This window comes from Kluyvera cryocrescens NBRC 102467, from assembly GCF_001571285.1.
GTDB classification, from domain to species: Bacteria; Pseudomonadota; Gammaproteobacteria; order Enterobacterales; family Enterobacteriaceae; genus Kluyvera; species Kluyvera cryocrescens.
In genome coordinates this window covers 56,689-80,090 of the sequence record NZ_BCTM01000016.1, presented here as the reverse complement: position 1 = coordinate 80,090, position 23,402 = coordinate 56,689, and the positions used below count along the sequence as shown (strand labels likewise).

Sequence of the window (23,402 nt, the reverse complement as noted above, 5' to 3'; positions counted from 1 at the left end):
ATGAGGGATCTGTAATGAAAAAAATCAGCTTACCGAAAATTGGTATCCGCCCGGTAATTGATGGCCGCCGTATGGGCGTACGTGAATCGCTGGAAGAACAGACCATGAACATGGCAAAGGCGACCGCGGCGCTTATCACCGAGAAACTCCGCCACGCCTGCGGTGCACAAATTGAGTGCGTAATTGCCGATAGCTGCATCGCGGGAATGGCAGAATCAGCGGCCTGCGAGGAGAAATTCAGCGGACTGAATGTCGGCGTCACCATCACCGTCACGCCATGCTGGTGCTACGGTAGCGAAACCATCGATATGGACCCGATGCGTCCGAAAGCCATCTGGGGCTTTAACGGCACCGAACGTCCCGGCGCCGTTTATCTGGCCGCCGCACTTGCCGCGCATAGTCAGAAGGGGATTCCTGCTTTCTCTATTTACGGTCACGATGTTCAGGATGCGGATGACAGCACCATTCCTGCCGACGTTGAAGAAAAATTACTGCGCTTTGCCCGCGCCGGCTTGGCCGTTGCCAGTATGAAAGGCAAAAGCTACCTTTCCGTAGGCGGCGTGTCGATGGGTATTGCCGGCTCTATTGTTGACCATAACTTCTTTGAATCCTGGCTCGGCATGAAGGTACAAGCGGTAGATATGACCGAACTGCGCCGCCGTATCGATCAGAAAATTTATGACGAAGCAGAGCTGGAGATTGCGCTGGCGTGGGCGGACAAAAACTTCCGCTATGGCGAGGATCAAAACGCTCAGCAGTACAAACGCAATGAAGCTCAAAGCCGCACGGTGCTTAAAGAGAGCCTGCTCATGGCGATGTGCATTCGCGACATGATGCAGGGCAACAAAAAGCTGGCGGATAAAGGGCTGGTTGAGGAATCTCTCGGCTATAACGCCATTGCCGCAGGCTTCCAGGGCCAGCGCCACTGGACCGATCAATACCCTAACGGTGATACCGCTGAAGCGCTACTTAACAGCTCCTTTGACTGGAACGGCGTGCGTGAACCGTTTGTTGTCGCTACCGAAAACGACAGCCTCAACGGCGTAGCAATGTTGATGGGCCATCAGCTTACCGGCACGGCGCAAGTCTTCGCCGACGTCCGCACCTATTGGTCACCAGAGGCCGTACAACGCGTCACCGGGAAACCTCTCAGCGGATTGGCCGAACACGGTATTATCCACCTCATCAACTCCGGTTCAGCGGCGTTAGATGGTTCATGTAAACAGCGCGATAGCGATGGCAAGCCTACCATGAAACCGCACTGGGAAATCAGCCAACAGGAAGCCGATGCATGCCTCGCCGCCACCGAGTGGTGCCCGGCGATTCATGAATATTTCCGCGGCGGCGGTTTCTCTTCTCGCTTCCTGACCGAAGGCGGCGTGCCGTTCACCATGACCCGCGTGAATATCATTAAAGGCCTGGGCCCGGTCCTTCAGATTGCCGAAGGCTGGAGCGTTGCGCTACCGAAAGAGATGCATGACCAACTTGATGCGCGTACCAACTCCACCTGGCCTACGACCTGGTTTGCACCGCGTCTGACCGGCAAAGGCCCCTTCACCGATGTTTACTCGGTGATGGCGAACTGGGGGGCTAACCACGGGGTGCTGACGATTGGCCACGTGGGCGCTGACTTTATTACCCTGGCCTCAATGCTGCGAATTCCGGTTTGTATGCACAACGTGGAAGAGTCGCAGATCTATCGCCCTTCCGCCTGGGCGGCACACGGTATGGATAGCGAAGGTCAGGATTATCGCGCCTGCCAGAACTACGGCCCGCTGTACAAACGTTAATGCGCTACGCCCTTCCACAGTGGAAGGGCGTTATTTTGGGCTGCATTGCTAGCTGGACTCTTCAGCAGCGTTTCAGGAGTAGTTATGAAACAAGATGTTATCCTGGTACTCGACTGCGGCGCGACCAACGTCCGGGCGATTGCCGTCAACCGTCAGGGAAAAATTGTCGCCCGTGCCGCTGTCGCCAATGCCAGTGAAATAGCGGCAGAAAACAACGCCTGGCACCAGTGGTCGCTTGATGCCATCATCCAGCGGCTTGCAGACTGCTGCCATACGCTTGCGGCCGAGCTGGCGGGCTGCCGGGTACGAGGTATTACGGTCACCACGTTCGGCGTCGATGGTGCGCTGGTCGATGAGAATGGCCAGCTTCTCTATCCCGTTATCAGTTGGAAATGTCCGCGTACCGCTGAAGTGATGCAAAAAATCGACCGCTTCCTCCCGCAGCAAAGGCTGCAGGAAATATCCGGCGTCGGCGCGTTTGGCTTCAACACGCTCTATAAGCTGGTGTGGATGAAAGAGAATCACCCACAGCTGTTGGAACAGGCGCACGCCTGGTTGTTTATCTCATCGCTGATTAACCACCGCCTGACCGGCGAATTCACCACCGATCTCACCATGGCGGGAACCAGCCAGATGCTGGACATTCATCAACGCGACTTCAGTCCGGAAATATTGCAAGCCACTGGGCTGCCGCGCTGGCTGTTCCCGCGCCTGGTCGAAGCCGGTGAACTCATCGGCACGCTACAGCCAGACGCCGCTGCGCTGCTGGGGATTCCGCCTGGCATCCCGGTGATTTCAGCCGGGCACGATACGCAGTTCGCCCTGTTTGGCGCCGGTGCAGAGCAGGATGAACCAGTCCTCTCTTCCGGTACGTGGGAAATTCTGATGGTCCGCAGCAATCGGGTCAACACCTCGCTGCTCAGCCACTACGCCGGATCTACCTGCGAGCTGGATAGCCAACCGGGGCTTTATAACCCTGGTATGCAATGGCTGGCCTCTGGCGTGCTCGAATGGGTGCGCAAGCTGCTGTGGACGCCGCAGACACCATGGCAAACCCTGATTGAAGAAGCGCGTTTGATTCCCGAAGGAGCTGAGGGCGTGAAAATGCACTGTGAACTCCTTACAAACCAAAATGCCGGATGGCAAGGGGTCACGCTCAACGCGACCCGCGGTCATTTCTATCGTGCCGCGCTGGAAGGGCTCAGCGAACAGTTGGCGCAAAATCTGCAAACGCTGGAGAAAATCGGCCACTTTAAAGCCACAGAGCTTTTAATGGTGGGAGGCGGGAGCCGCAACACGCTGTGGAATCAAATTAAAGCCAACATGCTCGACATTCCCATCAAGGTACTGGATGACGCCGAAACCACGGTCGCTGGAGCCGCCATGTTTGGCTGGTACGGCGTGGGGGAATTTGCTAGCCCGGAACAGGCCAGAGCGCAGGTGCACTATCAGTACCGCTATTTCTACCCGCAAAGCGAACCCGAACTCATTAAGGAAGCCTGAGATGCTAAAAACGATTTCACCATTAATCTCCCCTGACTTGCTAAAGGTGCTGGCCGAAATGGGCCATGGCGATGAGATTATCTTTTCCGATGCCCATTTCCCGGCCCACAGCATGGGGCCACAGGTTATTCGCGCCGATGGTCTGAAAGTCAGCGACCTGCTGCAGGCCATCATTCCGCTGTTTGAACTCGACAGCTATGCCCCCCCTCTGGTGATGATGGCGGCGGTAGAGGGTGACTCTCTGGATCCCAGCGTCGAAGCTCGCTACCGCGAGGCGCTTTCGCTGCAGGCCCCCTGCCCGGAAATATCCCGTATCGATCGCTATGCCTTTTACGATCGGGCGCAAAAAGCCTTTGCGATCGTTATCACAGGTGAGTGTGCTAAGTATGGGAATATTCTTTTAAAAAAAGGAGTAACGCCGTAGTCTCATGCCGGTGCGCCCGCCCGACGCGGGCGCGTATCGAATGATGGGGTGAAAAAAATGAAAGCGGCACGCCAACAAGCGATAGTAGACCTGCTCATTCAGCACAAAAGCCTGACAACCGATGCCTTATCCGCCCAGCTTAATGTCAGCAAAGAGACCATTCGCCGCGATCTCAGCGAACTTCAGGCGCAGGGCAAGGTGCTGCGCAACCACGGGCGAGCGAAGTACATTCATCGGGAAAATCAGGACAGCGGCGATCCTTTCCACATGCGTCTGAAAAGTCACTTCGCACACAAAGCCGATATTGCCCGGGAAGCACTCGCCTGGATAGAGGCCGGAATGGTCATTGCCCTCGACGCCAGCTCCACCTGCTGGTATCTGGCGCGACAACTGCCTGATATCGACCTACAGGTTTTTACCAATAGCCATCCTATCTGCCTTGAGCTGGGAAAACGCGAGCAGATTCAGCTAATTAGCTCCGGCGGCCAGCTTGAACGTAAATATGGCTGCTACGTGAATCCTTCGCTGGTTTCGCAGCTAAAACCGCTGGATATTGACCTGTTTATTTTTTCCTGCGAAGGGATCGACGGCGACGGCGGGCTTTGGGATTCCAATACCGTCAACGCCGACTTTAAGTCTCTGCTGCTGAAGCGCGCATCGCAATCATTGCTGCTGATTGATAAAAGCAAATTCAACCGTTCAGGCGAAGCGCGTATCGGCCACCTTGATGATGTGACCCATATTATCTCCGATGCCCGGATGGACCCCCGACAAACGCCGATCGCCTGAAACAAAAATGGCCCACCGAGGTGGGCCATTTTGCTTAAAGAATAACACTTAACGCTCGTCGCGACGACCGCCTACCGCCGCCCACAGACGACGTACGTGAACGGTCACCTCTTCGCGGTCATGGTACAACTGACGCGCCTGGATCTGCGCGTTAATGCCATTCTCGTCAAGCTTCTCCTGGATGTACGCCAGGTTGTGCGACAGCTCTTCGTAGCGCTTTTTCATCGGCAGCTTCAGGTTAAAGATGGTCTCACGGCACCAGCCGTTGATCAGCCATTCCGCCATCAGCGCGGCAACCTTCGCCGGGCGCTCAACCATATCGCACACCATCCACGAGATGTTATTGCGGGTTGGGCGATAGCGGAAACCATCTTCACGCAGCCAGGTCACCTGCCCGGTGTCCATCAGGCTCTGCGCCATTGGGCCGTTATCCACGGAGGAGACCCACATATTGCGTTTCACCAGCTGATAGGTCCAGCCGCCAGGGCAAGCTCCCAGATCGACCGCGTACATGCCGTTGGCTAAACGTTCGTCCCATTCGTCAGCAGGGATAAAGACGTGGAATGCCTCTTCCAGCTTCAGCGTCGAGCGGCTTGGCGCATCAGACGGGAACTTCAGACGCGGGATCCCCATATAGAACGGCGAATTATTGGTACTATAGGAATAGCCGGTGTAGCAGCAGCCCGGGGCAATAAAGAACACATGCACAACCGGACGCTTCGTCGTCTCATAGGCGGCTAGCACTTTGGCTTCGCGCAGCGCCGAACGCAGCGGCACGGTGAGCTTGCGGCAGAACTTCATCAGTTCTTTGCTTTCGTTGGTATCAGCCACCTCAACGCGCAGATCGCCACCCTTCTCCACTACGCCCTGCAGCATGCCGACGATAGGCGTCACGCGGTCTTCCGGCGGCAAATCTTTTAACAGCTCGCCCACAACAATCATCTGACGGGCAAAAACCAGCGAGCTGAACGGCAGCTCGCGTGCCAGTTTGTCAGCATCGCCTTCCTGATAACATTCGAAAATCACGTAGCCCGAGTTATCTTTGACGCGCGCAAAGCCAAACACTTCGCGACGCCCGGCCTTGTCGGTGATCTCCGCAGCACACTCTTTCTCAAACCCAGGGCGGCAATACAGCACAACCTTATTCATGAACAACACCCTTACGCTTAAGTCGAATTGCACCAATCAACATCAAAATCCAGCCGGCGAGGAAGCTTACGCCACCAACCGGGGTAACAAACGCCCACAGGCGAAGATGGGAGAGCGCCAGGCAGTACAGGCTACCGCTAAATAATACGGTACCCAGCGCCATAAACACGCTGCTCCAGTAGAACCAAATGCTAATGCGGCGCTGCATAGCAACGGCAAGGCCAAAAATCGCCAGCGTATGAAATGCCTGATACTCCAGACCGGTCTGGATCCAGCCCATCTCAACAACGCCTAACGATTTGCTCAGCACGTGGGCGCCAAACGCACCCAGCGCAACGAAAATAAAGCCACTGATTGCGGCAAATATCAGCATAAAACGGCTGGTCATGGTATTACCCTAAAATCATTTATTGGTCATAACGAAAACGGAAAGTTTCTTGCTCATGAGCCGCCTTCGCCAGAATCCACTGACGAAAGGCCGCTATTTTACCCAGTTCTGCCTGACTGTCATGACAAACCAGATAAAAAGCATTCTTGCTAACAAGGACATCGTTAAACGGACAAACCAGGCGGCCTGCTTCAATTTCCGATTGCGCCATGACGTTATTCGCCAGCGCAACGCCCTGTCCATGGATAGCAGCCTGTAGCACCATCGCGCTATGGCTGAAAATAGGCCCCTGCTGGACGTTGATGTGATTTAGACCGAGCTGGCGCGTATACGTTTGCCAGTCGCGACGAGATGCATCGTGCAGCAGCGTGTGTTTTGCCAAATCAGCGGGTGTTTTCAACGCTTTATCGCCGGTGAGCAGCAGCGGAGAACAGACGGGGAGCAGATACTCAGCGTACAGTTTTTCCACTCGAAGCCCCGGCCAGTTGCCGCGACCATAGAAAATGGCGACGTCGACATCGTCCGCAAGCTTGTCTTCCTGACGGTCGACGGCCTGAATTCTGACATCGATTCCCGGATAAGCTGAGTTAAAGCTTGAGAGGCGCGGCACCAACCATTGGATAGCAAAGCTGGGCAATAAACTGACGGTCAGCGCCCCTTTCGCGCTCCGCGCTTGTAGTTTACGCGTAGCCTCAGTTAATTGCGAAAAGATCTCTTTAATATCCTGAAAATAGCTCTGTCCTTCTTCCGTTAACAGCAGGGATCGGTTGCGTCGCCGAAACAGCTTTAGCCCCAAAAAATCCTCAAGGGACTTGATTTGGTGGCTTACTGCGGCCTGCGTCACAAAAAGCTCATCGGCCGCGCGCGTGAAGCTTAAATGGCGTGCGGCTGCATCAAATACACGTAATGCATTAAGAGGTGGCAAACGCTTTGACATAGTCCCAGAACTCAATTGTTAATTGATTTTAACAAATAGGAAACACTAGTTAACCTATTAGTTTTTTTTATCTGAGCCATTATAATTTGTCCGTTGAGCTTCTACCAGCAAATACCTATCATGGCGGCACTTCCTGAGCCGGAACGAAAAGCTTTTTTCGGAATGCGTGTTCTGAACAGCTTTTGGCTTACGGTTGTGATGTTGTGTTGTTGTGTTTGCAATTGGTCTGCAATTCAGATCACGGTAGCAAGGCTACCCTTTTTCACTTCCTGTACATTTACCCTGTCTGTCCATAGTGATTAATGTAGCACCGCCAACTTGCGGTGCTTTTTTTTGCCTCGATTTCCTCTTCATTCATCACCAAAGTTGAAAGCCAACGAAAATTGCGCGACGATCTCCTTATCGACATGAGGAATTCCATGAACGCGTTCTCCCCCGCGCAGTTTCGCGCACAGTTTCCCGCCCTGCACGACGCTGGGGTTTACCTTGATAGCGCCGCCACCGCGTTAAAACCGCAGGCCGTTATCGAGGCGACAAATCACTTTTACTCGCTGAGCGCCGGTAACGTTCATCGCAGCCAGTTCGCCGAAGCGCAGCGCTTAACCGAGCGCTACGAAGCCGCCCGCGACCAGGTCGCGCGCCTGCTGAACGCACCGAGCGGTAAAGATATCGTCTGGACGCGCGGCACCACCGAAGCCATCAATATGGTGGCGCAGTGCTATGCGCGCCCGCGGCTACAGCCGGGTGATGAAATTATCGTCAGCGTCGCCGAACACCACGCCAACCTTGTGCCATGGCTGATGGTCGCCGAACAGACCGGGGCGAAAATCGTCCCGCTGCCGCTCGGCGCGGATCGGCTGCCGGATGTTGCGCAACTCTCCACGCTGATAACCCCACGTAGCCGTATTCTGGCACTCGGGCAAATGTCCAACGTCACCGGTGGATGTCCGGATCTGGAGTACGCCATTGCCCTCGCTCATCAAGCCGGGATGGTGGTCATGGTTGACGGTGCACAAGGGGCGGTCCATTTCCCTGCGGACGTTCAGGCGCTGGATATCGATTTTTACGCTTTCTCCGGCCATAAGCTCTACGGGCCTACCGGCATCGGCGCGCTATACGGTAAAAGCGAACTGCTGGATGCCATGAGCCCGTGGTTAGGCGGCGGGAAGATGATCAGCGAAGTGACGTTTGACGGTTTTACCACCCAGCCGGTACCGTATCGTCTGGAAGCGGGTACACCAAACGTGGCCGGCGTGATTGGCCTGAGTGCGGCGCTGGAGTGGCTGGCAGATATCGATATCCAGCAGGCCGAATCCTGGAGCCGTGGGCTGGCGACGCTGGCAGAAGAAGAGCTGGCGAAACGTCCGGGCTTCCGTTCATTCCGCTGCCAGGACTCCAGTCTGCTGGCCTTCGATTTCGCCGGGGTTCACCACAGCGATATGGTCACGCTGTTGGCCGAGTATGGTATTGCCCTGCGCGCCGGCCAGCACTGCGCGCAGCCGCTGCTTGCCGCATTAGGCGTCAACGGTACGCTACGCGCCTCATTCGCTCCTTATAATACGCAGGACGACGTGCACGCGCTGGTCAGCGCCGTCGATCGGGCGCTCGAACTTCTGGTGGATTAATGACAATAACGTTAAAAACCGCACATCCTTTTGGCACTGAGATAACGCCTGAAGCCTTACGTCAGCAGTTTTCCGCACTGACGCAATGGGAAGATAAGTACCGCCAACTGATCCTGCTCGGTAAAAAGCTGCCCACACTGACGGATGAGCTTAAAGCACAGGCGCAGGAAATCCCAGGCTGTGAAAATCGCGTCTGGCTGGGTTATACCCAGGAAGCCAACGGTGCGTTGCACTTTTTTGGCGATAGCGAAGGAAGAATTGTGCGCGGCCTGCTGGCGGTGCTGCTGACCGCCGTGGAAGGCAAACAGCCGGCGGAGATTCTGGCATCTGAGCCGCTGGCGCTATTTGATGAGCTGGGGCTTCGCGGTCAGCTTAGCGCCTCACGCAGTCAGGGCCTAACGGCCCTGAGCGATGCGATGACGCAAGCCGCCCGTCAGGCGCTGGCCTGACGCTCCGCTTTCGCCAGCATCTTTTTCAATGCATGGGACACCGCGACAAAACCAAAGGTTGCGGTAACCATCGTCGCCGCACCAAAACCAGACGCACAGTCCATACGCTTTGGCCCTTCCGCCGTACTCTTCATCGCACACACCGAACCGTCCGACTGCGGATAGACCAGCGCTTCAGTGGAAAATACGCAATCGACGCCCAGCTTGCCTTTACTGTTCTTCACCACGCCAAATTCGCTTTTCAGCCGCTCACGCAGCTTCGCTGCCAGTGGATCCTGAATGGTTTTCGCCAGATCGCTAACCTGAATCTGCGTCGGGTCAATTTGCCCGCCCGCCCCACCGGTAGTGATCAACGGCACTTTATAGCGACGACAGTAAGCAATGAGCGCCGCTTTCGGTCGCACACTGTCAATCGCGTCGACCACATAGCTGTAGCCCGCGCCCATATATTCCGCCACATTATCAGGCGTGACGAAATCGTCGATCACGGTGACGCGGCACTCGGGGTTAATCAACCGAATACGCTCAGCCATCACCTCAGCTTTCGCCAGCCCAACGTTGCCGCCCAGCGCGTGGATCTGGCGGTTGGTGTTGGTGACGCAGACGTCATCCATGTCGATAAGCGTGATAGCACCAATACCGGTTCGCGCCAGCGCTTCCGCCGCCCAACTGCCGACGCCGCCAATGCCAACCACGCAAACGTGCGCCTCGGCAAAAACCTGAAGGGCTTTTTCGCCATATAAACGCGCGGTGCCACCAAAACGCTGACGCCAGGCGTCACTGATAACAGACATAAAACCTCAAATTTCTTCATTAATGCATCCCCGGCGCTGGCGTCATCGCCCTGGCCGGGGAAATCACGGACTTAGCCACTAAAAACATTGCCCGTGTTGCTTGCCGTCTTCAGCACCCACACGCGACCGTAGTGATTATACCAGCCCGCGCGGTGCCCGGCATCCGCACCGATCCCCTGGTAGATGTCAAAGTGCTGTCCTTTAATCGCACCGCCAACGTCCAGCGCGACCATCAGACGCAGTTCATACTGGCCGTTAAACTTGCCGTTATTATCCAACTGCGGCACTTCCGCTAGCAGCGTGGTCCCTGGTGGAATAATGCTGCGGTCAGAGGCAACCGAGGCGCGACCAATCAGCGGCACCGCGCTCGCCCCTTTCACCGGCGCGAACGACTGTGGTTTAAAGAAGACAAAGGATGGGTTCTGTTCCAGCAGTTCGCGGACTTCCGCTTCACTGTGGGTTTCGCCCCAGTGACGAATCGCCTGCATCGACATATCTTCACGTTTCACTTCGCCGCGATCGATAAGCACTTTACCGATGCTTTTATAGGCCCAACCGTTTTTACCGGCATAGCTAAAGAAGTTCAGCGGTGAACCATCACCAAAATCAATGTATCCGCTGCCCTGCACATCCATGATGAAGTTATCCATCAGCGAGTTGCTGTAGGCCAGCACGTAGTTATCACTCAGCTCCCCGGCATAAATTCCGGCGCGGGATGGCAGTTTGCCGCGCTTCGGCGGCATGCGGTACAGCGGATACTGGAATTCGCCCTGACGCGTATGGCGCGCTTGCACCACTGGCGTGTAGTAGCCGGTGAATTGGACGTTACCGTAGTTATCGGTCCCTTCCATCTGCCAGGCATCAAGGCCGTACTGGCGCATAGTGCGCGTATCGCCACCGGAAAGCAGCCACTGCTGCACTGCGTTATAAAGGTTGCTCTGGTTGCCGTACAGGCGCGGAGAGGCGTTACGAATCTGGTTCACCTGCTCGGCAAAGTCACCCGCATTGATTGGGGCGCCTACGGCATCAGGCTGATTGACCAGTGAGAAAGGCTGGGTAAATTTCCCGTCTTTATACTGTTGACCGCGATCGGTCGGTTTTGACGAACAGGCTGCCAGCATCGCCAGCATTGCCCCTGTTGCTACATACTTAACCCAACGTCCTTTCATGGTGTCTTCTATTGTCCGCATAATCGAAAGTGCCCGAAGAAGATAACAAACCGCCAGGGGTATTGAAATGCGATTACGCCAGCCAGCAATATTTTTGTACAAAAAATAAACCAATCGTGTCGTATACGTACAACCTATAAAAAAATGAGTGATTTATCTCAAAAATGGGTTGCATCAAAAGCTCAGCAGAGTATAGTGCGCATCCACGGACGCGGGGTGGAGCAGCCTGGTAGCTCGTCGGGCTCATAACCCGAAGGTCGTCGGTTCAAATCCGGCCCCCGCAACCAATTAGTACCAGAAGTTAAAATCAGAAGTAACGTTACTCGATGGAAGAGTAATGACGGACGCGGGGTGGAGCAGCCTGGTAGCTCGTCGGGCTCATAACCCGAAGGTCGTCGGTTCAAATCCGGCCCCCGCAACCAATTACAATCTGAAGCAAGTTTACTCGATGGAAGAGTAAAGACGGACGCGGGGTGGAGCAGCCTGGTAGCTCGTCGGGCTCATAACCCGAAGGTCGTCGGTTCAAATCCGGCCCCCGCAACCAACTAAAATGACACCCACTTGGGTGTTTTTTTTTGCCTGTCATAAACCGCTGGCGCCACTCCTGAGAATGGCGCGTCATCGCCGCTACGGCTCCTGATACTCCCGCATAATCGAATAAATCTTTTCAATATCAATATGCTGACGCATAGACTCCGCCAAAATATCAAACTGCTGCGCCTTGTAATGCGCGTAGTGAAAATCACTGTCCAACGCCGTTAGCCCTTTGCGTTCGCGCAGGCCGTTAACCAGGGCGCGGGTAAACGCATCACTATCAAACAGGCCGTGCAGATAGGTGCCAAATACCTGTCCATTATCGCTGACTGCGCCATCTGCGGTGTACTGCCCATTCTTACAAAGCTGCATCAACGGGCGAACGCCGTCCAGCAGCGTTGTCTCCCCCATATGAATTTCATAACCGCGTAACGCCATCCCCGATGCCGCAGCCAGCCAGCCCGGCAGTGCATCAGCCAGCGTTGCCGTCGCCTGGGTGGTGGTTTTATGTGGCGCAAAACGCGTCACGGTATTGAGCAAACCTAAACCGGGTAGCGTCCCTAACCCGGATTCCACTTCATCAATCAGCATATCCCCCAGCATCTGATAGCCGCCGCAAATCCCCAGTACCGGCACGCCCTGCCGCTGGGCCAGCAAAATACCGTGTGCAAAAGCGGTGTCCTGCAACCACAGCAGGTCGCCGAGGGTATTTTTGCTGCCCGGCAGGATAATCATATCGGCCCCGGCCAGATCGTCGGCGTGGCGGACATAGCGGACGCGGACATCCGGCTGCGCGGCTAAAGCATTAAAATCGGTGAAATTGGAAATATGCGGCAGTTGTACCACGGCAATATCAATCTTACGTTGGCTTGCTCCACGATATTTGCCTTTTTGCAGCGCCACGCCGTCCTCATCTTCAAGGTCAACCTCCAGCCACGGCATTACCCCCAGAACCGGCACGCCGGTTAGGGCTTCAATTTGTTCAATGCCGGAATAGAGCAGCGCTACATCGCCGCGAAACTTATTGATGACAACGCCCTTGACCCGCGCCCGCTCATGGTCATGCAGCAGCGCCAGCGTGCCGTAGATTGACGCAAAAACGCCGCCGCGATCGATATCTGCCACCAGAATAACCGGGCACTGCGCCATCTCCGCCATGCCCATATTGACGATATCGCGGTCGCGCAGGTTGATTTCCGCCGGGCTGCCAGCCCCTTCCAGTACCAGCACGTCGTACTCCTGCGCCAGGCTTTGGTAGACCTCCAGGATCTGCTCGCGCAAACGCGGCTTGTAGTCGTGATAGCTGACGGCATCCATGTTGGTAGCCACCTCGCCCATCAACACAATCTGCGCTTTACGGTCGCTGGTCGGCTTGAGCAAAATCGGGTTCATGCGCACATCCGGCGAAATCCCGGCGGCTTCGGCCTGAAAGATTTGCGCCCGCCCCATCTCTTTGCCATCCGGGGTGATCCCGGAATTAAGCGCCATATTCTGCGATTTAAACGGCGCGGTGCGCAGGCCATCCTGATAAAAAATCCGGCACAGCCCCGCCACCAGCATACTTTTGCCGACGTCGGATGCGGTGCCTTGCAACATTATGGCCTGGGTCATACGGTTCCTTTCTCACGCATACGGCGGAAAAACTCCGCCTCGGTTTTACACAGCGGCAGTCCAAGCTCCGCATGCAGCTTAACCAGCCACGGCTGGCTCAATCCCGCCTGTTCAATCAGCTCGCGTTGGGCAAACACCTCGCCCGGCGTCCCCTCCGCCAGCACTTCGCCCCGGCGCAGCACGTAGACCGTGTCGCTGACTTCATAAATCAAATCAATATCGTGGCTGGAAATTACCACATGATTGCCCTGCGCGACGATACGCTTGATGATGTCAATCATCTGCGTCCGCCCTGAAGGATCCAACCCGGCCGTCGGTTCATCCAGCAGCAAATAGCGCGCCCGCAGCACCAGCGCCCCGGCAATCGCCACGCGTTTTTTCTGCCCGTGGCTCAGGCACTGAATCGGCTGCCGACGAAAATGCTGGGCATCGACCAGCGTTAAAGCATCGTCAATACGCCGCGCGATCTCATCCTCGGCCACGCCCAGATTGCGCAGGCTGAAGGCGATATCGCTATCAATATCGGTGTAAAAAATTTGCTGATCCGGATCCTGAAACACCGTGGTCACCTGCTGACGCAGCGCCAACAGCCCGCGTTTGCTGTAGTCCAGCGGTTTCCCCTGCCACAGCACTGCCCCCTGCTGCGGGCGCAGCAGGCCGCTGAGGTTCATAAACAGCGTCGATTTTCCGCAGCCATTTGCTCCCACCAGACCGGTGACGGCCTGGCGGGAGAAATCCAGCGTCAGCCCTTTAAGCGTCGGTTCATCCTGGTAACGAAACCAGAGATCGCGGGTCGCCAGCATGGTATTCCTTACAGGTGAAAATCACCCTGATACAGTTTGATATCAAGCGAAGTGCTCATCTGCTGATAACGAATAAGCACGCGGGTAAACAGCAGCCCAACCAGCATCGACAGCGAACGATAGCCAAGATGGACATTGCGGTAACCAAAACGCAGCGTTTGCGCCCGATGAATGGCCGTCGCCTCATCAAGCAAAATAAAGATAAACCGCCAGGTCAGCAGGATTTGCTCGGTCAACAGACGCGGCACGCGCGCTCGTTTGAGTAACACAATAAGCTGTGGAAACGGCAGATTCAGCACCAGCCAAAAGGTGGCCGACAGCGCCGCCAGGCTGCGCCAGAAGGTCTCATTGGCGGTAGTCAGCCCAACCTGAGTGATGCCCAGGTGAAATCCGCCGAGCGACACGCTCGCCAGCAGCGTCTGCGCATCCCGGCTGACGCTAAACACGATGGTCAGCACGCCCACCAGCAGAAAACCCAGCGGCAGCGCCATCCAGCGACACCAGCGCCACAAAGAGATACGCAGCAGCCAGCAGGTCAGCGCCGCCGTTCCCGCCATCAGCAGAGCCTGCCCCAGCGGCGGCAGGCTGAATGCCAGAATCATCAGCAGCAGCCAGAACAGAAATTTCCGCTCCGGTGCAATATGAAACCAACGGCTCTGGTAGCTGAGTCGATCAAGCCCGGTCATCATTACGCTGACGGCCTTTGTAGTAGCCCAGAATGTAGAAAATCACCGCCGCGCCCAGCGATCCTTGCAGCGTAAACAGCAGGCTTTCAATCTCCCCGCTTGCCGGTTCATACAACGGCTGGAACCACGGTTCATAGTGCGGCGCTACCGCCTGAATCTGACTTTCCGCTTCGCCGTCGGAACCGCCGTATTCACCGCCGTGATTGATAAAGAACGGCAGGATAACCAGCGCTATCACCATTGCCAGCAGGATCAGTGTCTTTTTCATCTTAATGTCCTCGTGCGGGGATCAACTGACGCTTGGTCAACTGGTCATAGATCATTACCGTCAGCAACCCTTCGGCGATGGCGATGGGGATCTGCGTCAGGCAAAAGATGCCCATAAATTTGAGGCTCGATCCGGCAAACCCGCTTTGCGGATCCGGGAACGCGGCCCCCAGCTGAAGCGAAGTGACAAAATAGGTGGCCAGATCCGCCAGCATGGCGCAGAGGAATACCGACACATCGCGACGAAATCCGGCCTTACAGGCCATTTTCCACACCAAATAGCCGACGATAGGCCCAATAACTGCCATCGACATACCGTTAGCGCCTAGCGTCGTTAATCCGCCGTGCGCCAGCAGCAGCGCCTGGAATAACAGTACGATGGCTCCGAGGATCGCCACCACGCCCGGTCCAAACAGAATCACTGCCAGCCCTACGCCCGTCGGATGCGAACAGCTTCCAGTAACAGAGGGGATCTTCAGCGCGGAAAGGACAAAAATAAACGCCCCGCACAGCGCCAGTAGCACCTTCTGGTTGCTGTCGTCCTGCACAATACGCCGCAAACGCACCAGCCCGTACCACAAGCACGGCAGGAACAGCAGCCACCACGCCAGCGCCCACATTGGTGGCAAAAAGCCCTCCATAATGTGCATCGCAAAGGCCTGCTCCGGCACCACCAGCAGAAGCAGCGCCGCCGCCGCGCCGCTCAACGAAAGCTTTTTAAGCTGTTGTTCTACATTCACTGTCCTTGCCTCCACTGTTTATTCACCAGAATGGTTGAGAAATAAGGCAGCGGCTGGTCGTCGCTCACCTCCGCCAGATTCCGCCAGCACTGTTCACCGGGCAGCGTCGCCTCGGCCATCAACACGGCATGTTCCAGCAAGCCTGCGCGGGTCAGCAGCGCTTTGATGCGCGGGAAACGCCCGTAAACCTTCATCAGCACCAGACTGTCGTGCTGCGCCAGCGCGCGTTCAATTTCTGCCTCCGGTGCGGTACAGGCGACGACGGCCAGCGACTGCTGCTCCATGGCCAGCGGCATTTGCGCGCGGGCGGCAATCGCCGCGAACGAAGTCACGCCGGGCACAATCTCCAGCCACTGTGGATGGCCAATACGTTGCAGTAAAAAGACCCAGGTGCTGAAGAGCATGGCATCGCCGAGGGTGATAAATCCTACCTGCTTGCCGGCTTCTACTTCGTGCACCAGCGCGCGGGAAACGTCATCCCACACCGCCTCTTTTTCCGCGCTGTCGGCGCTCATCGGGAAGTGGCAGCAGCGGACTTCGGTGTGCTCGCCTAAATACTCACGCACGATAGAGAGCGCAAGACTGTCGCCACCTTTACGCCCTGCAGGAGCATAAAGAATATCGAGCGAACCCAGAATGCGCGCCGCGCGCACGGTAATCAGATCCGCAGCACCAGGACCGGTGCTCAGCGCATACAGTTTTCCGCTCATGCCACCTCCAGCGATTGTTGCAGATGATCAACAAACATTGCCCGCACCGCCGGATTCTCACCCAGCCCTTGAAGCCACGGCGTGGCGCGGATACCGGCGGCGGTAAACAGCGTTTTCCATGAGTCCTCGTCATCGGAGGCCATATCGTTAATCGCATGGTCCCCCGCCACCAGCATCAGTGGCATCAGATGCACACTGCGCACGCCTTCCTGATTCAGGCTTTCAATCAGCACGTCGACCTCCGGATAACTCTCGACCGCTCCCACCCGCGCCGGGAAGCGCTGGACGCTCATCATATGGTCAAGACAGGCGTAGGCGGCAAACGCATGGTGGCTCGCGCCATGCCCCATAAACACCACCTTTTCGTCGGCATTCAGCGCCGGCATCTGCTGCTCCAGCGCCTGCATCAAACGCACATAGTCGTCATGGCCGCTCAGCAGCGGCGTGCCGATCGTCAGACGACGAAACAGCGGTCGTAGGCTCTGCACTTCGCGCGCAATCTTCTCGTACTCATCACCGTTGATAATGTGCAGCGACTGTACCGCGACGTCTTCGTAGCCCTGCTCAGCTAGCTTCTGCAGTGCCTCCAGTGGCGTGTCGGTTTCAATGCCGTCACGCTGTTTAAGCTTGCGAATAATCATGCCGGACGTGAAGGCGCGAAACAGGTCACGGTCGGGGCAGCTTGTCGCCAGCTCACGTTCGCAGGCGACGATATTTTTTTCACAGGTATCGTGATAGCTGGTGCCGAAGCTCACCACTAACAGTGCTTTTTTCATTGTTGTTTCCTTGATTCTATGGCCTGCCAGCGCGCCAAACGCTCAGCAAACGCAGTCAAACTATCCAGTCGTTCGTCGCCGGTCACCAGCGGTGCCGGACGAGTGATCACCACGCAGGGAATGCCAGCATCGAGGCAAGGCTGAACCTTTTCCCGATAACCGCCCTCCGCACCGGAAGCCTTGGTGACCATCACATCGGCGCGGCAGTGGCGGTAAAACGCCGCGTTAAACTCGGCGCTAAACGGCGCGCAAATCGCAAAGATTTCAGCGACGCCAAAACCTAAATCCGCGCACTGTTGCACCACTTCCGGTACCGGCAGCACGCGGGCCAGCAGCGTTTTTTCCGGCAGCCCTGCGCGCCACAGCGCCAGGTCTTTACTGCCGGTGGTCAGCAGGACGCGATCGCCCATCCCGTGAATTAACGCGCAGGCATCGGCGATGCTGTCAACGTAGTGCAGCAGCGGATGCGTCAGGGAGTCGATCTGGTCCGGGCGCTGATAGCGGCTGAGTAACACGCCGGTCTGCTCGCAGGCCGCCTGCACGTTCCGGCTCACCACTTCGGCGTACGGGTGTGAAGCATCAATCACCCAGCGGGTATGCTGCTCGCGCAGCCAGGCGACCATTTCCGCCAGTTCCAACCGCCCGCAGCGCACCTGGCCTGCGATATCGCCGGCAAGCGCAGCACCGGTGGGCGTTGCCACCGACACGGTGTACGGCACGCCTGCGGCATCCAGTTGCTGACAGATCGCCCGCGCATCGCTGGTCCCCCCCACCACCAGAACGTCACCGTAATTCACAGCACGTAGCCTCGTGGGGTGATCATCAAGCCATCCTGCACGTAGGTGGTTTTGTTGCCGACAATCACCAGGCTTGTCATATCCACCGGCGCAAAATCCATCTCGCCCAGCGTGGTCAACCATTTTTCCTGTTTCTTCCTACCGGCGGATTTCACGACACCCACCGGCGTATCTGCACTTTTGCTGGCGGCGAGTAGTTCAAAGGCGCGCGCCAGATGCCCTTCGCGGCCGCGGCTGCGCGGGTTGTAGAAACAAATAACGAAATCCGCTTCTCCGGCGGCGATAATGCGTTTTTCAATCACCGGCCACGGCGTCAGCAGATCGCTGAGGCTGATATGACAAAAGTCGTGCATCAGCGGCGCGCCCAGAAGTGACGCTGCGGCAATACTCGCGGTCATGCCGGGGATCAGGCGCACTTCGACGTCCAGTTTTTGCTTGCTCACCAGCTCCAGCACCAGCCCCGCCATGCCGTAAATGCCGGCGTCGCCGCTGCTGATAAGCGCGACGTTGTGCCCCGCCTGCGCCAGCTCAATTGCCGCCTGGCAGCGCTCGATCTCTTTGCACATCCCGGTTTTGATGACCTGCTTATCGCCGGTAAAGGCCTTCACCAGATGGGTATACGTTTTGTAGCCGACGACGATTTCCGCCGCCTGGAGGGCCTCAACGGCCTCCATGGTCATCATTGCCTGCGAGCCAGGGCCGATTCCAATTACGCTTAACATCAGTGTGTAACTCCCAAAGTGATAGTGACGCCCTGTTCTCGCAGGTTTTCACCAATAAGATGCCCGTTGCTCAGCAGCCACGCCGCCGGGCCAGATACGCTACCCACGCCCACCGTCTGCTTCACAAACAGTGAGGAGGGAAAGCGGTGTTCGTGCTCGCCAAGCTCAGCCACGCTAAAAATTTCAAACGGCACGTCGAAGTCGCTCGCCAGTTGGATAAGCCCCAGCTCATCCTGCTTTACCACGATGCTGCCGATGGCTTTCAGGGCTAACGGATCCAGCCGCTGAGACGCCATCTGGCGCAGCAGCAAATCAGTGATCACCCCGCAGCAGGTGCCGCGTCGACAGCCGATACCGGCGACAATGCGCCGCGGTACCAGCTTCCAGTGAGGAAGCGGCAGTTCGGGCAGCGTGTCGCGCAAGCTGATACAGACCAGCGCATCCAGTTCGGGCAGTTGCTGCAGGTCGGTGACGGTAATAAACCCGCGACGGTCGCAGCGGCTCACCTCAACGGTCAACGACTCGTCCCACCACAACCCGACCCGCTTCTGGCTGACCAGCATCTGGTTGACGGTTTTCACCGCCGTGCGGAAATCGCGCATTCGCGCGTTAAGCTGACAGGCAAGGGTATCCAGCGCCGCCACCTCGTTAACGTCGGTGGCGGTCGTGATCACCGGATCAACGCCGAGAAGGCCCGCCAAATGGGCTGCCAGCGCGTTAGCGCCACCTATATGGCCGGAGAGCAGGCTAATAACGTGCTGGCCGCGCTCGTCGATCACCACCACCGCCGGGTCGTGGAATTTATCCACCAGAAGCGGTGCCAATACCCGAACGGCAATCCCGGTCGCACCGATGAAAATAAGCGCTGAGTGACGCGTAAACGCCTGTTGCACGCTGTGGGCAAAGCTACCGTCAAACGGCACAAAACCCTCCTCGACCAGCGCATCGCGGGTCATGCAGGTCATTGGCAGCGCGGCGCTTAATCGTTTGGCCAGCACCACGCCACCGGGCGTCAGGCAAAACAGCGCAATGTCGTCAGGCTTTACGGTATTCATGACTGAAGTCCGCCGCGTACAGTCGCGAGTAGTGGTATTCATCGCCCAGGAAATTGCCGACCAGAATCAGCGCCGTTTTGCGAATACCGGCGTCGCGCACTTTGTCGGCGATGTCCGCCAGCGTGCCGCGAACCGTCTGGCTTTCCGGCCAGGTGGCCTTATACACCACCGCCACCGGCGTCGTGGCGGGATAGCCGCCGTCAATCAGTCGCTCCGCGACTTTATGGATACGCTGTACCGACAGGTAAATCGCCATTGAGGTTTGGTGCTGGGCAAAAGACTCCAGCTGTTCGCGCTCCGGCACCGGCGTACGTCCTTCCAGACGGGTAATAATGAGACTTTGCGACACTTCCGGAACGGTGTACTCCACGCCCAGTTCCGCCGCCGCGCCCAGAAATGCGCTGACGCCCGGAACCACCTGATAGGGAATACCGCGACGGGTCAGCTCTTCCCCCTGCTCGCGTACCGAACCGTACAGCGAAACATCACCCGTTTGCAGGCGCACCACCGTTTTCCCCGCCTTCACCCCCTCTTCCATCAGCGTGAGGATCTGCTCCAGATGCAGCTCGGCGCTATCGTGGCATTCCGCCTCCGCCGGGCAATATTCCAGCAGTTCGGTATTGATTAACGACCCGGCGTAAATCACCACCTGCGCCTGTTGCAACAGGCGATAGCCCTTGAGGGTAATCAGGTCACGGTCACCGGGCCCGGCGCCAACAAACCAGACGCAGCGAGAGTCAAAGGCTTCAGCCATGGTTTTCTTCCTTCTGACAGGCAATAACAAAAACGGGGTTATGCGGTTTGAAATAGTGGCCGCTGCCAAGCGCAGTCAGCGCCGAGACGTTGAGCTGCTGGCAGTCCACGGAGGTCATGCCCGACTGACGCAAATGGTCGAGGGCACAATAAAGGTTTTCCTGCAGGATAAAGGTCATCACCAGCCGCCCACCGGGACGCAACTGGCGCAAAGACCAGTCAATCAGTTCACACAGATGGCCGCCGCTGCCGCCCATAAATACCGCGTCAGCGGCCTCTTCAACGGCCAGCGGGGCCACGCCTTCGACGATACGCACGTTATCGCAGGCAAAATGCCGGCAGTTTTCTGCCAACAGCCGCAGCGCCGCCGGATTACGCTCAATGGCGGTCACCCTAAGCGTCGGGTTTTGCAGCGCCGCCTCAATCGAGACGCTGCCGGTTCCGGCACCGATATCAATCAGGTGGCGCGCCTGGTGCAGTTCCAGCTTCGACAGCGCCAGCGCCCGCACGGCCTCTTTGGTCATCGGCACCTTTTCGCCGCGCAAAAACAGATCATCTTTCATCGAGGATCACCACCGTGTTCATCTCATAGTCCTGCTCCACCGCGCTGACCGGCAGCCAGTGGATGCGTTCGTCGTCCTGCGCCAGATTCTCGCCAATCACCATCCAGCGATGCCCCTTACCGCGCGCGATCAGTGCGGCAGCGATGGCTTTCGGCCCGCAGCGTTTGTCAGTGACCATCGCCACTTTGCGATGCGCGGCGAGGACGTCAAAATCAACTTCACGCCCGTGGCTGCTGGTCAGCCACATGTCGTTCATGTCGATCCCTGCACGCGCGCACAGATATTGCACGGCGCTGACGCCGGGGATCACCTGCACGTTGTCACGGCCAAAATGGGCGATAAGCCGCGTGCCGATGCCGTAAAATAGCGGGTCGCCGGACGCCAGCACCACCACGTTTTGCCCCTGACGCTCGCCAATCCACGCCAGCACTTCGGCAATGTTGGCGCCCAGCGCACAGCGTTCGCCGGTAAACTCCGCAAACTGCGCCAGATGTCGCGCGCCACCCACCAGCGCATCGGCGCGTTGTACCGCTTCTTTGGCCAGCGGCGTCATCAGCTGTACGCCCGCCGGGCCCATCCCCACCACGGTCAGCATTGCATCGCCTCCACAATCTCACTCACCGGGCGGTTACTGCCGAGGATCTGGTTCTCAAACGAGAACATGATGGCGTCGCAGATCGGCGGCGTTTTGGTGAAGCGCAGGCGCTGCATCACGCGCTGGCAGATACGTTCGGCGAGGTGGTTGTAAATACGCTGGAAGCCAAACGCGTCGATGTGTTCCATCGCCGCTTCGGTGGTGTCGCAGTCGCTGACTAGCCTTAACAATTCCAGCGGTGCGCCAAGCAGCGCCAAATGGGCGACCAGCGTTTCCATACGCGCATCGGCGATATGGCTATGGGTATGAAAGATCCCGGCGGCGATTTTAATCAGCTTGCCTGGATGCCCAATCAGCACAATCTGGCGGAAACCAAGGCGCACGGCCTCTTCAATCATGTAGCCCACGAAATTACTCATGGTGACCACCACCTGGGAGTCGATGCCCATCTGTTCGCGCACAAAGCGTTCACCGTGGTTACCAGGAACCAGCACTACGCGCTCCAGCCCCGCCGCGCGTTTCATCTCCAGCTCCAACGCCAGCGAGCGTTTCCAGCTCTCTTCCGACATCGGTGTGACGATACCGGTGGTGCCGATTATCGAAATGCCGCCAACAATACCGAGCCGCGAGTTATAGGTTTTCTGCGCCCGCTCTTCGCCTTCCGGGGCAAAGATTTCCACCTCCGCGCCGCGCGCCGGGCCAATGGCCTCGCGAACCGCGGTTTCGATGGTATGGCGCGGAGTGCGGTTTATCGCCGCGCTGCCAATCGGCAAGCCGATGCCTTTGCGGGTGACGGTGCCCACCCCCTCGCCGCCGCGCAGCGTAATCTCACCGCTGTCGGTTAAGGTGACGCGGGCGAAAATCAGCATCCCGTGGGTCGCGTCAATATCGTCACCGCCGTCTTTACGAATTGCGGCGATCCCCTGCTGGCCCTCAACGTGCGGCGATTCGACGTTCAGGTTCAGCGTCACGCCGGAAGGGGTGACGATTGATACCTGATGAATCAGGTGCTGTCGCATCACCATCAGTGCGGCAACTTTGGCCGCAGCGGTGGCGCAGGAGCCGGTGGTATAGCCTTTACGCAGCGCTTTGCCGTTATGCCACACCGGGGCATCGAAGGAGGGTTCGCTCATTGGCCGGCCTGCAGGTGATAGAGAATAGCGTTGACGATGGCCGCCGCGACGTTGCTGCCGCCTTTACGCCCCAGAGCGGCAATGCCCGGCAGGCCGCTTTGGCTCAGCGCCTCTTTCGACTCTGCCGCACCAACAAAACCGACCGGTACGCCAATCACACCGCCGACCTCCAGCTCTTTGTGCTCCAGCAGGCGGAACAGCGCCGTCGGTGCATTACCGAAGACAAACACCTTGTCGCCGTCTTCTTTGGCGGCAATATCCACCGCCGCCATCGAACGGGTGATCCCCTGGGCTTTGGCCTCGCGCACCACGCGCGGATCGCTGATATAGCAGCGACATTCTCCGCCAAAGGTCGCCAGCAAATTTTTGTTGATCCCCGAGAGCGCCATGGTGGTATCGGTATACAGCGTGCACGGGCGGCTTAGCGATTCGCTCAGACGGGTTAAGGCATTCGGAGCGAACCACAAAATATCCAGCCATTCAAAGTCGGCGGTGGTGTGGATCACCCGTTTGATAATGGCCTCGTGCAGGGGGCTGTCGAAGCGGTACTCCGGCCGAGTTTCCGCAATAATCTCGCTGATAATTTCAAAGCTTTTGCGCTCAATCGCCTGCGGTTGCTGGATATAGTTCATTACTGCTC

Annotated in this window: 26 protein-coding genes and 3 tRNA genes; 9 read left to right on the top strand and 20 right to left on the bottom strand. The window is 57.4% G+C overall.

The window, feature by feature from the left end; translation table 11 throughout:
- Positions 1–14 precede the first annotated feature (14 nt).
- From fucI to fucR, 4 genes are all read left to right on the top strand, one after another.
- Entirely contained in the window at positions 15–1,790 is a 1,776-nt protein-coding gene (gene fucI, locus KCR01S_RS13075; protein ID WP_061283164.1) for an L-fucose isomerase, read from the top strand.
- 84 nt (positions 1,791–1,874) lie between these two features.
- Complete coding sequence (gene fucK / locus KCR01S_RS13070) at positions 1,875–3,293, top strand: L-fuculokinase (protein ID WP_061283163.1); 1,419 nt, start codon at positions 1,875–1,877, stop codon at positions 3,291–3,293.
- Between the two features lies 1 nt (position 3,294).
- Positions 3,295–3,717 carry an L-fucose mutarotase gene (gene fucU, locus KCR01S_RS13065; RefSeq protein WP_061283162.1) on the top strand — a complete coding sequence of 141 codons (423 nt, stop codon included), beginning with the start codon at positions 3,295–3,297 and terminating at the stop codon, positions 3,715–3,717.
- Positions 3,718–3,774: 57 nt separating this feature from the next.
- Complete coding sequence (gene fucR / locus KCR01S_RS13060) at positions 3,775–4,506, top strand: L-fucose operon activator (RefSeq protein WP_061283161.1); 732 nt, start codon at positions 3,775–3,777, stop codon at positions 4,504–4,506.
- 48 nt (positions 4,507–4,554) lie between these two features.
- On the opposite strand, the gene rlmM is transcribed toward fucR, so the two are convergent.
- The 3 genes from rlmM to gcvA are packed head-to-tail and all read right to left on the bottom strand — an operon-like array spanning position 4,555 to position 6,980.
- A complete protein-coding gene (gene rlmM / locus KCR01S_RS13055) occupies positions 4,555–5,655 on the bottom strand; it encodes a 23S rRNA (cytidine(2498)-2'-O)-methyltransferase RlmM (protein WP_061283160.1) in 1,101 nt (366 codons plus the stop codon).
- Complete coding sequence (locus KCR01S_RS13050; protein WP_061283159.1) at positions 5,648–6,043, bottom strand: DUF423 domain-containing protein; 396 nt, start codon at positions 6,041–6,043, stop codon at positions 5,648–5,650. Before KCR01S_RS13050 ends, rlmM begins: the two co-directional genes overlap by 8 nt.
- 19 nt (positions 6,044–6,062) lie before the next feature.
- Complete coding sequence (gcvA, locus tag KCR01S_RS13045) at positions 6,063–6,980, bottom strand: glycine cleavage system transcriptional regulator GcvA (RefSeq protein WP_052282102.1); 918 nt, start codon at positions 6,978–6,980, stop codon at positions 6,063–6,065.
- A gap of 419 nt (positions 6,981–7,399) precedes the next feature.
- Between gcvA and csdA the strand changes: the two genes are divergently transcribed.
- Together csdA and csdE are read left to right on the top strand one after the other, a co-directional pair.
- Complete coding sequence (gene csdA, locus KCR01S_RS13040; RefSeq protein WP_061283158.1) at positions 7,400–8,605, top strand: cysteine desulfurase CsdA; 1,206 nt, start codon at positions 7,400–7,402, stop codon at positions 8,603–8,605.
- Positions 8,605–9,054, top strand: a complete 450-nt coding sequence (gene csdE / locus KCR01S_RS13035; protein WP_061283157.1) for a cysteine desulfurase sulfur acceptor subunit CsdE — start codon at positions 8,605–8,607, stop codon at positions 9,052–9,054. Before csdA ends, csdE begins: the two co-directional genes overlap by 1 nt.
- On the opposite strand, the gene tcdA is transcribed toward csdE, so the two are convergent.
- Complete coding sequence (gene tcdA, locus KCR01S_RS13030) at positions 9,039–9,848, bottom strand: tRNA cyclic N6-threonylcarbamoyladenosine(37) synthase TcdA (protein WP_061283156.1); 810 nt, start codon at positions 9,846–9,848, stop codon at positions 9,039–9,041. The genes csdE and tcdA overlap by 16 nt on opposite strands.
- A gap of 71 nt (positions 9,849–9,919) precedes the next feature.
- Entirely contained in the window at positions 9,920–11,017 is a 1,098-nt protein-coding gene (gene mltA / locus KCR01S_RS13025; protein WP_061283155.1) for a murein transglycosylase A, read from the bottom strand.
- 210 nt (positions 11,018–11,227) lie between these two features.
- On the opposite strand from mltA, the gene KCR01S_RS13020 reads away from it, so the two are divergent.
- The 3 genes from KCR01S_RS13020 to KCR01S_RS13010 all read left to right on the top strand — a co-directional run bounded on the left by KCR01S_RS13020 (position 11,228) and on the right by KCR01S_RS13010 (position 11,561).
- Positions 11,228–11,304, top strand: a tRNA-Met gene (locus tag KCR01S_RS13020).
- 58 nt (positions 11,305–11,362) lie between these two features.
- Positions 11,363–11,439, top strand: a tRNA-Met gene (locus KCR01S_RS13015).
- A 45-nt stretch (positions 11,440–11,484) separates the two neighbouring features.
- Positions 11,485–11,561 (top strand) — tRNA-Met (locus KCR01S_RS13010).
- 83 nt (positions 11,562–11,644) lie between these two features.
- Here the strand turns inward: KCR01S_RS13010 and KCR01S_RS13005 are convergent.
- From KCR01S_RS13005 to KCR01S_RS12935, 15 genes are read right to left on the bottom strand one after another with little or no spacing between them, the layout of a single operon-like run.
- Positions 11,645–13,162, bottom strand: a complete 1,518-nt coding sequence (locus KCR01S_RS13005; RefSeq protein ID WP_061283154.1) for a cobyric acid synthase — start codon at positions 13,160–13,162, stop codon at positions 11,645–11,647.
- On the bottom strand, positions 13,159–13,965 hold the full coding sequence (locus KCR01S_RS13000) for an energy-coupling factor ABC transporter ATP-binding protein (protein ID WP_061283153.1): 807 nt from the start codon (positions 13,963–13,965) through the stop codon (positions 13,159–13,161). Before KCR01S_RS13000 ends, KCR01S_RS13005 begins: the two co-directional genes overlap by 4 nt.
- Positions 13,966–13,973: 8 nt before the next feature.
- Entirely contained in the window at positions 13,974–14,651 is a 678-nt protein-coding gene (locus KCR01S_RS12995) for an energy-coupling factor ABC transporter transmembrane protein (protein ID WP_061283205.1), read from the bottom strand.
- Positions 14,638–14,919: an energy-coupling factor ABC transporter substrate-binding protein gene (locus KCR01S_RS12990; RefSeq protein WP_061283152.1), complete on the bottom strand. Its 282-nt coding sequence runs from the start codon at positions 14,917–14,919 to the stop codon at positions 14,638–14,640. The genes KCR01S_RS12995 and KCR01S_RS12990 overlap by 14 nt, the downstream gene beginning before the upstream one ends.
- A gap of 1 nt (position 14,920) precedes the next feature.
- The gene (gene cbiM / locus KCR01S_RS12985) at positions 14,921–15,658 is read right to left on the bottom strand and encodes a cobalt ECF transporter S component CbiM (RefSeq protein ID WP_061283151.1); all 738 of its coding nucleotides are present in this window, start codon (positions 15,656–15,658) and stop codon (positions 14,921–14,923) included.
- Positions 15,655–16,368: a cobalt-factor II C(20)-methyltransferase gene (locus tag KCR01S_RS12980; protein ID WP_061283150.1), complete on the bottom strand. Its 714-nt coding sequence runs from the start codon at positions 16,366–16,368 to the stop codon at positions 15,655–15,657. Before KCR01S_RS12980 ends, cbiM begins: the two co-directional genes overlap by 4 nt.
- On the bottom strand, positions 16,365–17,144 hold the full coding sequence (cbiK, locus tag KCR01S_RS12975) for a sirohydrochlorin cobaltochelatase (protein WP_061283149.1): 780 nt from the start codon (positions 17,142–17,144) through the stop codon (positions 16,365–16,367). The genes KCR01S_RS12980 and cbiK overlap by 4 nt, the downstream gene beginning before the upstream one ends.
- Entirely contained in the window at positions 17,141–17,941 is an 801-nt protein-coding gene (locus tag KCR01S_RS12970; RefSeq protein WP_061283148.1) for a cobalt-precorrin-6A reductase, read from the bottom strand. The genes cbiK and KCR01S_RS12970 overlap by 4 nt, the downstream gene beginning before the upstream one ends.
- Complete coding sequence (locus tag KCR01S_RS12965; protein ID WP_061283147.1) at positions 17,938–18,663, bottom strand: precorrin-3B C(17)-methyltransferase; 726 nt, start codon at positions 18,661–18,663, stop codon at positions 17,938–17,940. The genes KCR01S_RS12970 and KCR01S_RS12965 overlap by 4 nt, the downstream gene beginning before the upstream one ends.
- Positions 18,663–19,718 (bottom strand): cobalt-precorrin 5A hydrolase, encoded by a 1,056-nt coding sequence (gene cbiG / locus KCR01S_RS12960; protein WP_061283146.1) that lies wholly within the window; start codon positions 19,716–19,718, stop codon positions 18,663–18,665. The genes KCR01S_RS12965 and cbiG overlap by 1 nt, the downstream gene beginning before the upstream one ends.
- Positions 19,699–20,472, bottom strand: coding sequence for a cobalt-precorrin-4 methyltransferase (locus tag KCR01S_RS12955; protein WP_061283145.1), 774 nt, complete (start codon positions 20,470–20,472; stop codon positions 19,699–19,701). The genes cbiG and KCR01S_RS12955 overlap by 20 nt, the downstream gene beginning before the upstream one ends.
- Positions 20,465–21,034, bottom strand: a complete 570-nt coding sequence (locus KCR01S_RS12950; protein ID WP_061283144.1) for a decarboxylating cobalt-precorrin-6B (C(15))-methyltransferase — start codon at positions 21,032–21,034, stop codon at positions 20,465–20,467. The genes KCR01S_RS12955 and KCR01S_RS12950 overlap by 8 nt, the downstream gene beginning before the upstream one ends.
- A complete protein-coding gene (locus tag KCR01S_RS12945; RefSeq protein ID WP_061283143.1) occupies positions 21,024–21,629 on the bottom strand; it encodes a cobalt-precorrin-7 (C(5))-methyltransferase in 606 nt (201 codons plus the stop codon). Before KCR01S_RS12945 ends, KCR01S_RS12950 begins: the two co-directional genes overlap by 11 nt.
- Entirely contained in the window at positions 21,623–22,762 is a 1,140-nt protein-coding gene (gene cbiD, locus KCR01S_RS12940; protein WP_061283142.1) for a cobalt-precorrin-5B (C(1))-methyltransferase CbiD, read from the bottom strand. The genes KCR01S_RS12945 and cbiD overlap by 7 nt, the downstream gene beginning before the upstream one ends.
- On the bottom strand, positions 22,759–23,394 hold the full coding sequence (locus tag KCR01S_RS12935; protein WP_061283141.1) for a cobalt-precorrin-8 methylmutase: 636 nt from the start codon (positions 23,392–23,394) through the stop codon (positions 22,759–22,761). Before KCR01S_RS12935 ends, cbiD begins: the two co-directional genes overlap by 4 nt.
- Between the last annotated feature and the right edge of the window lie 8 nt (positions 23,395–23,402).

Coding starts and splice junctions, on each gene's coding strand:
- KCR01S_RS12950 (WP_061283144.1), bottom strand. CDS start 21,034: ATGAAAGATGATCTGTTTTTGCGCGGCGAAAAGGTGCCGATGACCAAA.
- KCR01S_RS12935 (WP_061283141.1), bottom strand. CDS start 23,394: ATGAACTATATCCAGCAACCGCAGGCGATTGAGCGCAAAAGCTTTGAA.
- KCR01S_RS12995 (WP_061283205.1), bottom strand. CDS start 14,651: ATGACCGGGCTTGATCGACTCAGCTACCAGAGCCGTTGGTTTCATATT.
- fucK (WP_061283163.1), top strand. CDS start 1,875: ATGAAACAAGATGTTATCCTGGTACTCGACTGCGGCGCGACCAACGTC.
- mltA (WP_061283155.1), bottom strand. CDS start 11,017: ATGAAAGGACGTTGGGTTAAGTATGTAGCAACAGGGGCAATGCTGGCG.
- fucU (WP_061283162.1), top strand. CDS start 3,295: ATGCTAAAAACGATTTCACCATTAATCTCCCCTGACTTGCTAAAGGTG.
- KCR01S_RS12990 (WP_061283152.1), bottom strand. CDS start 14,919: ATGAAAAAGACACTGATCCTGCTGGCAATGGTGATAGCGCTGGTTATC.
- KCR01S_RS13050 (WP_061283159.1), bottom strand. CDS start 6,043: ATGACCAGCCGTTTTATGCTGATATTTGCCGCAATCAGTGGCTTTATT.
- cbiD (WP_061283142.1), bottom strand. CDS start 22,762: ATGAGCGAACCCTCCTTCGATGCCCCGGTGTGGCATAACGGCAAAGCG.
- fucR (WP_061283161.1), top strand. CDS start 3,775: ATGAAAGCGGCACGCCAACAAGCGATAGTAGACCTGCTCATTCAGCAC.
- KCR01S_RS13000 (WP_061283153.1), bottom strand. CDS start 13,965: ATGCTGGCGACCCGCGATCTCTGGTTTCGTTACCAGGATGAACCGACG.
- KCR01S_RS12945 (WP_061283143.1), bottom strand. CDS start 21,629: ATGCTGACCGTGGTGGGGATGGGCCCGGCGGGCGTACAGCTGATGACG.
- rlmM (WP_061283160.1), bottom strand. CDS start 5,655: ATGAATAAGGTTGTGCTGTATTGCCGCCCTGGGTTTGAGAAAGAGTGT.
- KCR01S_RS13005 (WP_061283154.1), bottom strand. CDS start 13,162: ATGACCCAGGCCATAATGTTGCAAGGCACCGCATCCGACGTCGGCAAA.
- fucI (WP_061283164.1), top strand. CDS start 15: ATGAAAAAAATCAGCTTACCGAAAATTGGTATCCGCCCGGTAATTGAT.
- cbiG (WP_061283146.1), bottom strand. CDS start 19,718: ATGAATACCGTAAAGCCTGACGACATTGCGCTGTTTTGCCTGACGCCC.
- KCR01S_RS12955 (WP_061283145.1), bottom strand. CDS start 20,472: ATGGCTGAAGCCTTTGACTCTCGCTGCGTCTGGTTTGTTGGCGCCGGG.
- KCR01S_RS12965 (WP_061283147.1), bottom strand. CDS start 18,663: ATGTTAAGCGTAATTGGAATCGGCCCTGGCTCGCAGGCAATGATGACC.
- tcdA (WP_061283156.1), bottom strand. CDS start 9,848: ATGTCTGTTATCAGTGACGCCTGGCGTCAGCGTTTTGGTGGCACCGCG.
- csdA (WP_061283158.1), top strand. CDS start 7,400: ATGAACGCGTTCTCCCCCGCGCAGTTTCGCGCACAGTTTCCCGCCCTG.
- csdE (WP_061283157.1), top strand. CDS start 8,605: ATGACAATAACGTTAAAAACCGCACATCCTTTTGGCACTGAGATAACG.
- cbiK (WP_061283149.1), bottom strand. CDS start 17,144: ATGAAAAAAGCACTGTTAGTGGTGAGCTTCGGCACCAGCTATCACGAT.
- gcvA (WP_052282102.1), bottom strand. CDS start 6,980: ATGTCAAAGCGTTTGCCACCTCTTAATGCATTACGTGTATTTGATGCA.
- KCR01S_RS12980 (WP_061283150.1), bottom strand. CDS start 16,368: ATGAGCGGAAAACTGTATGCGCTGAGCACCGGTCCTGGTGCTGCGGAT.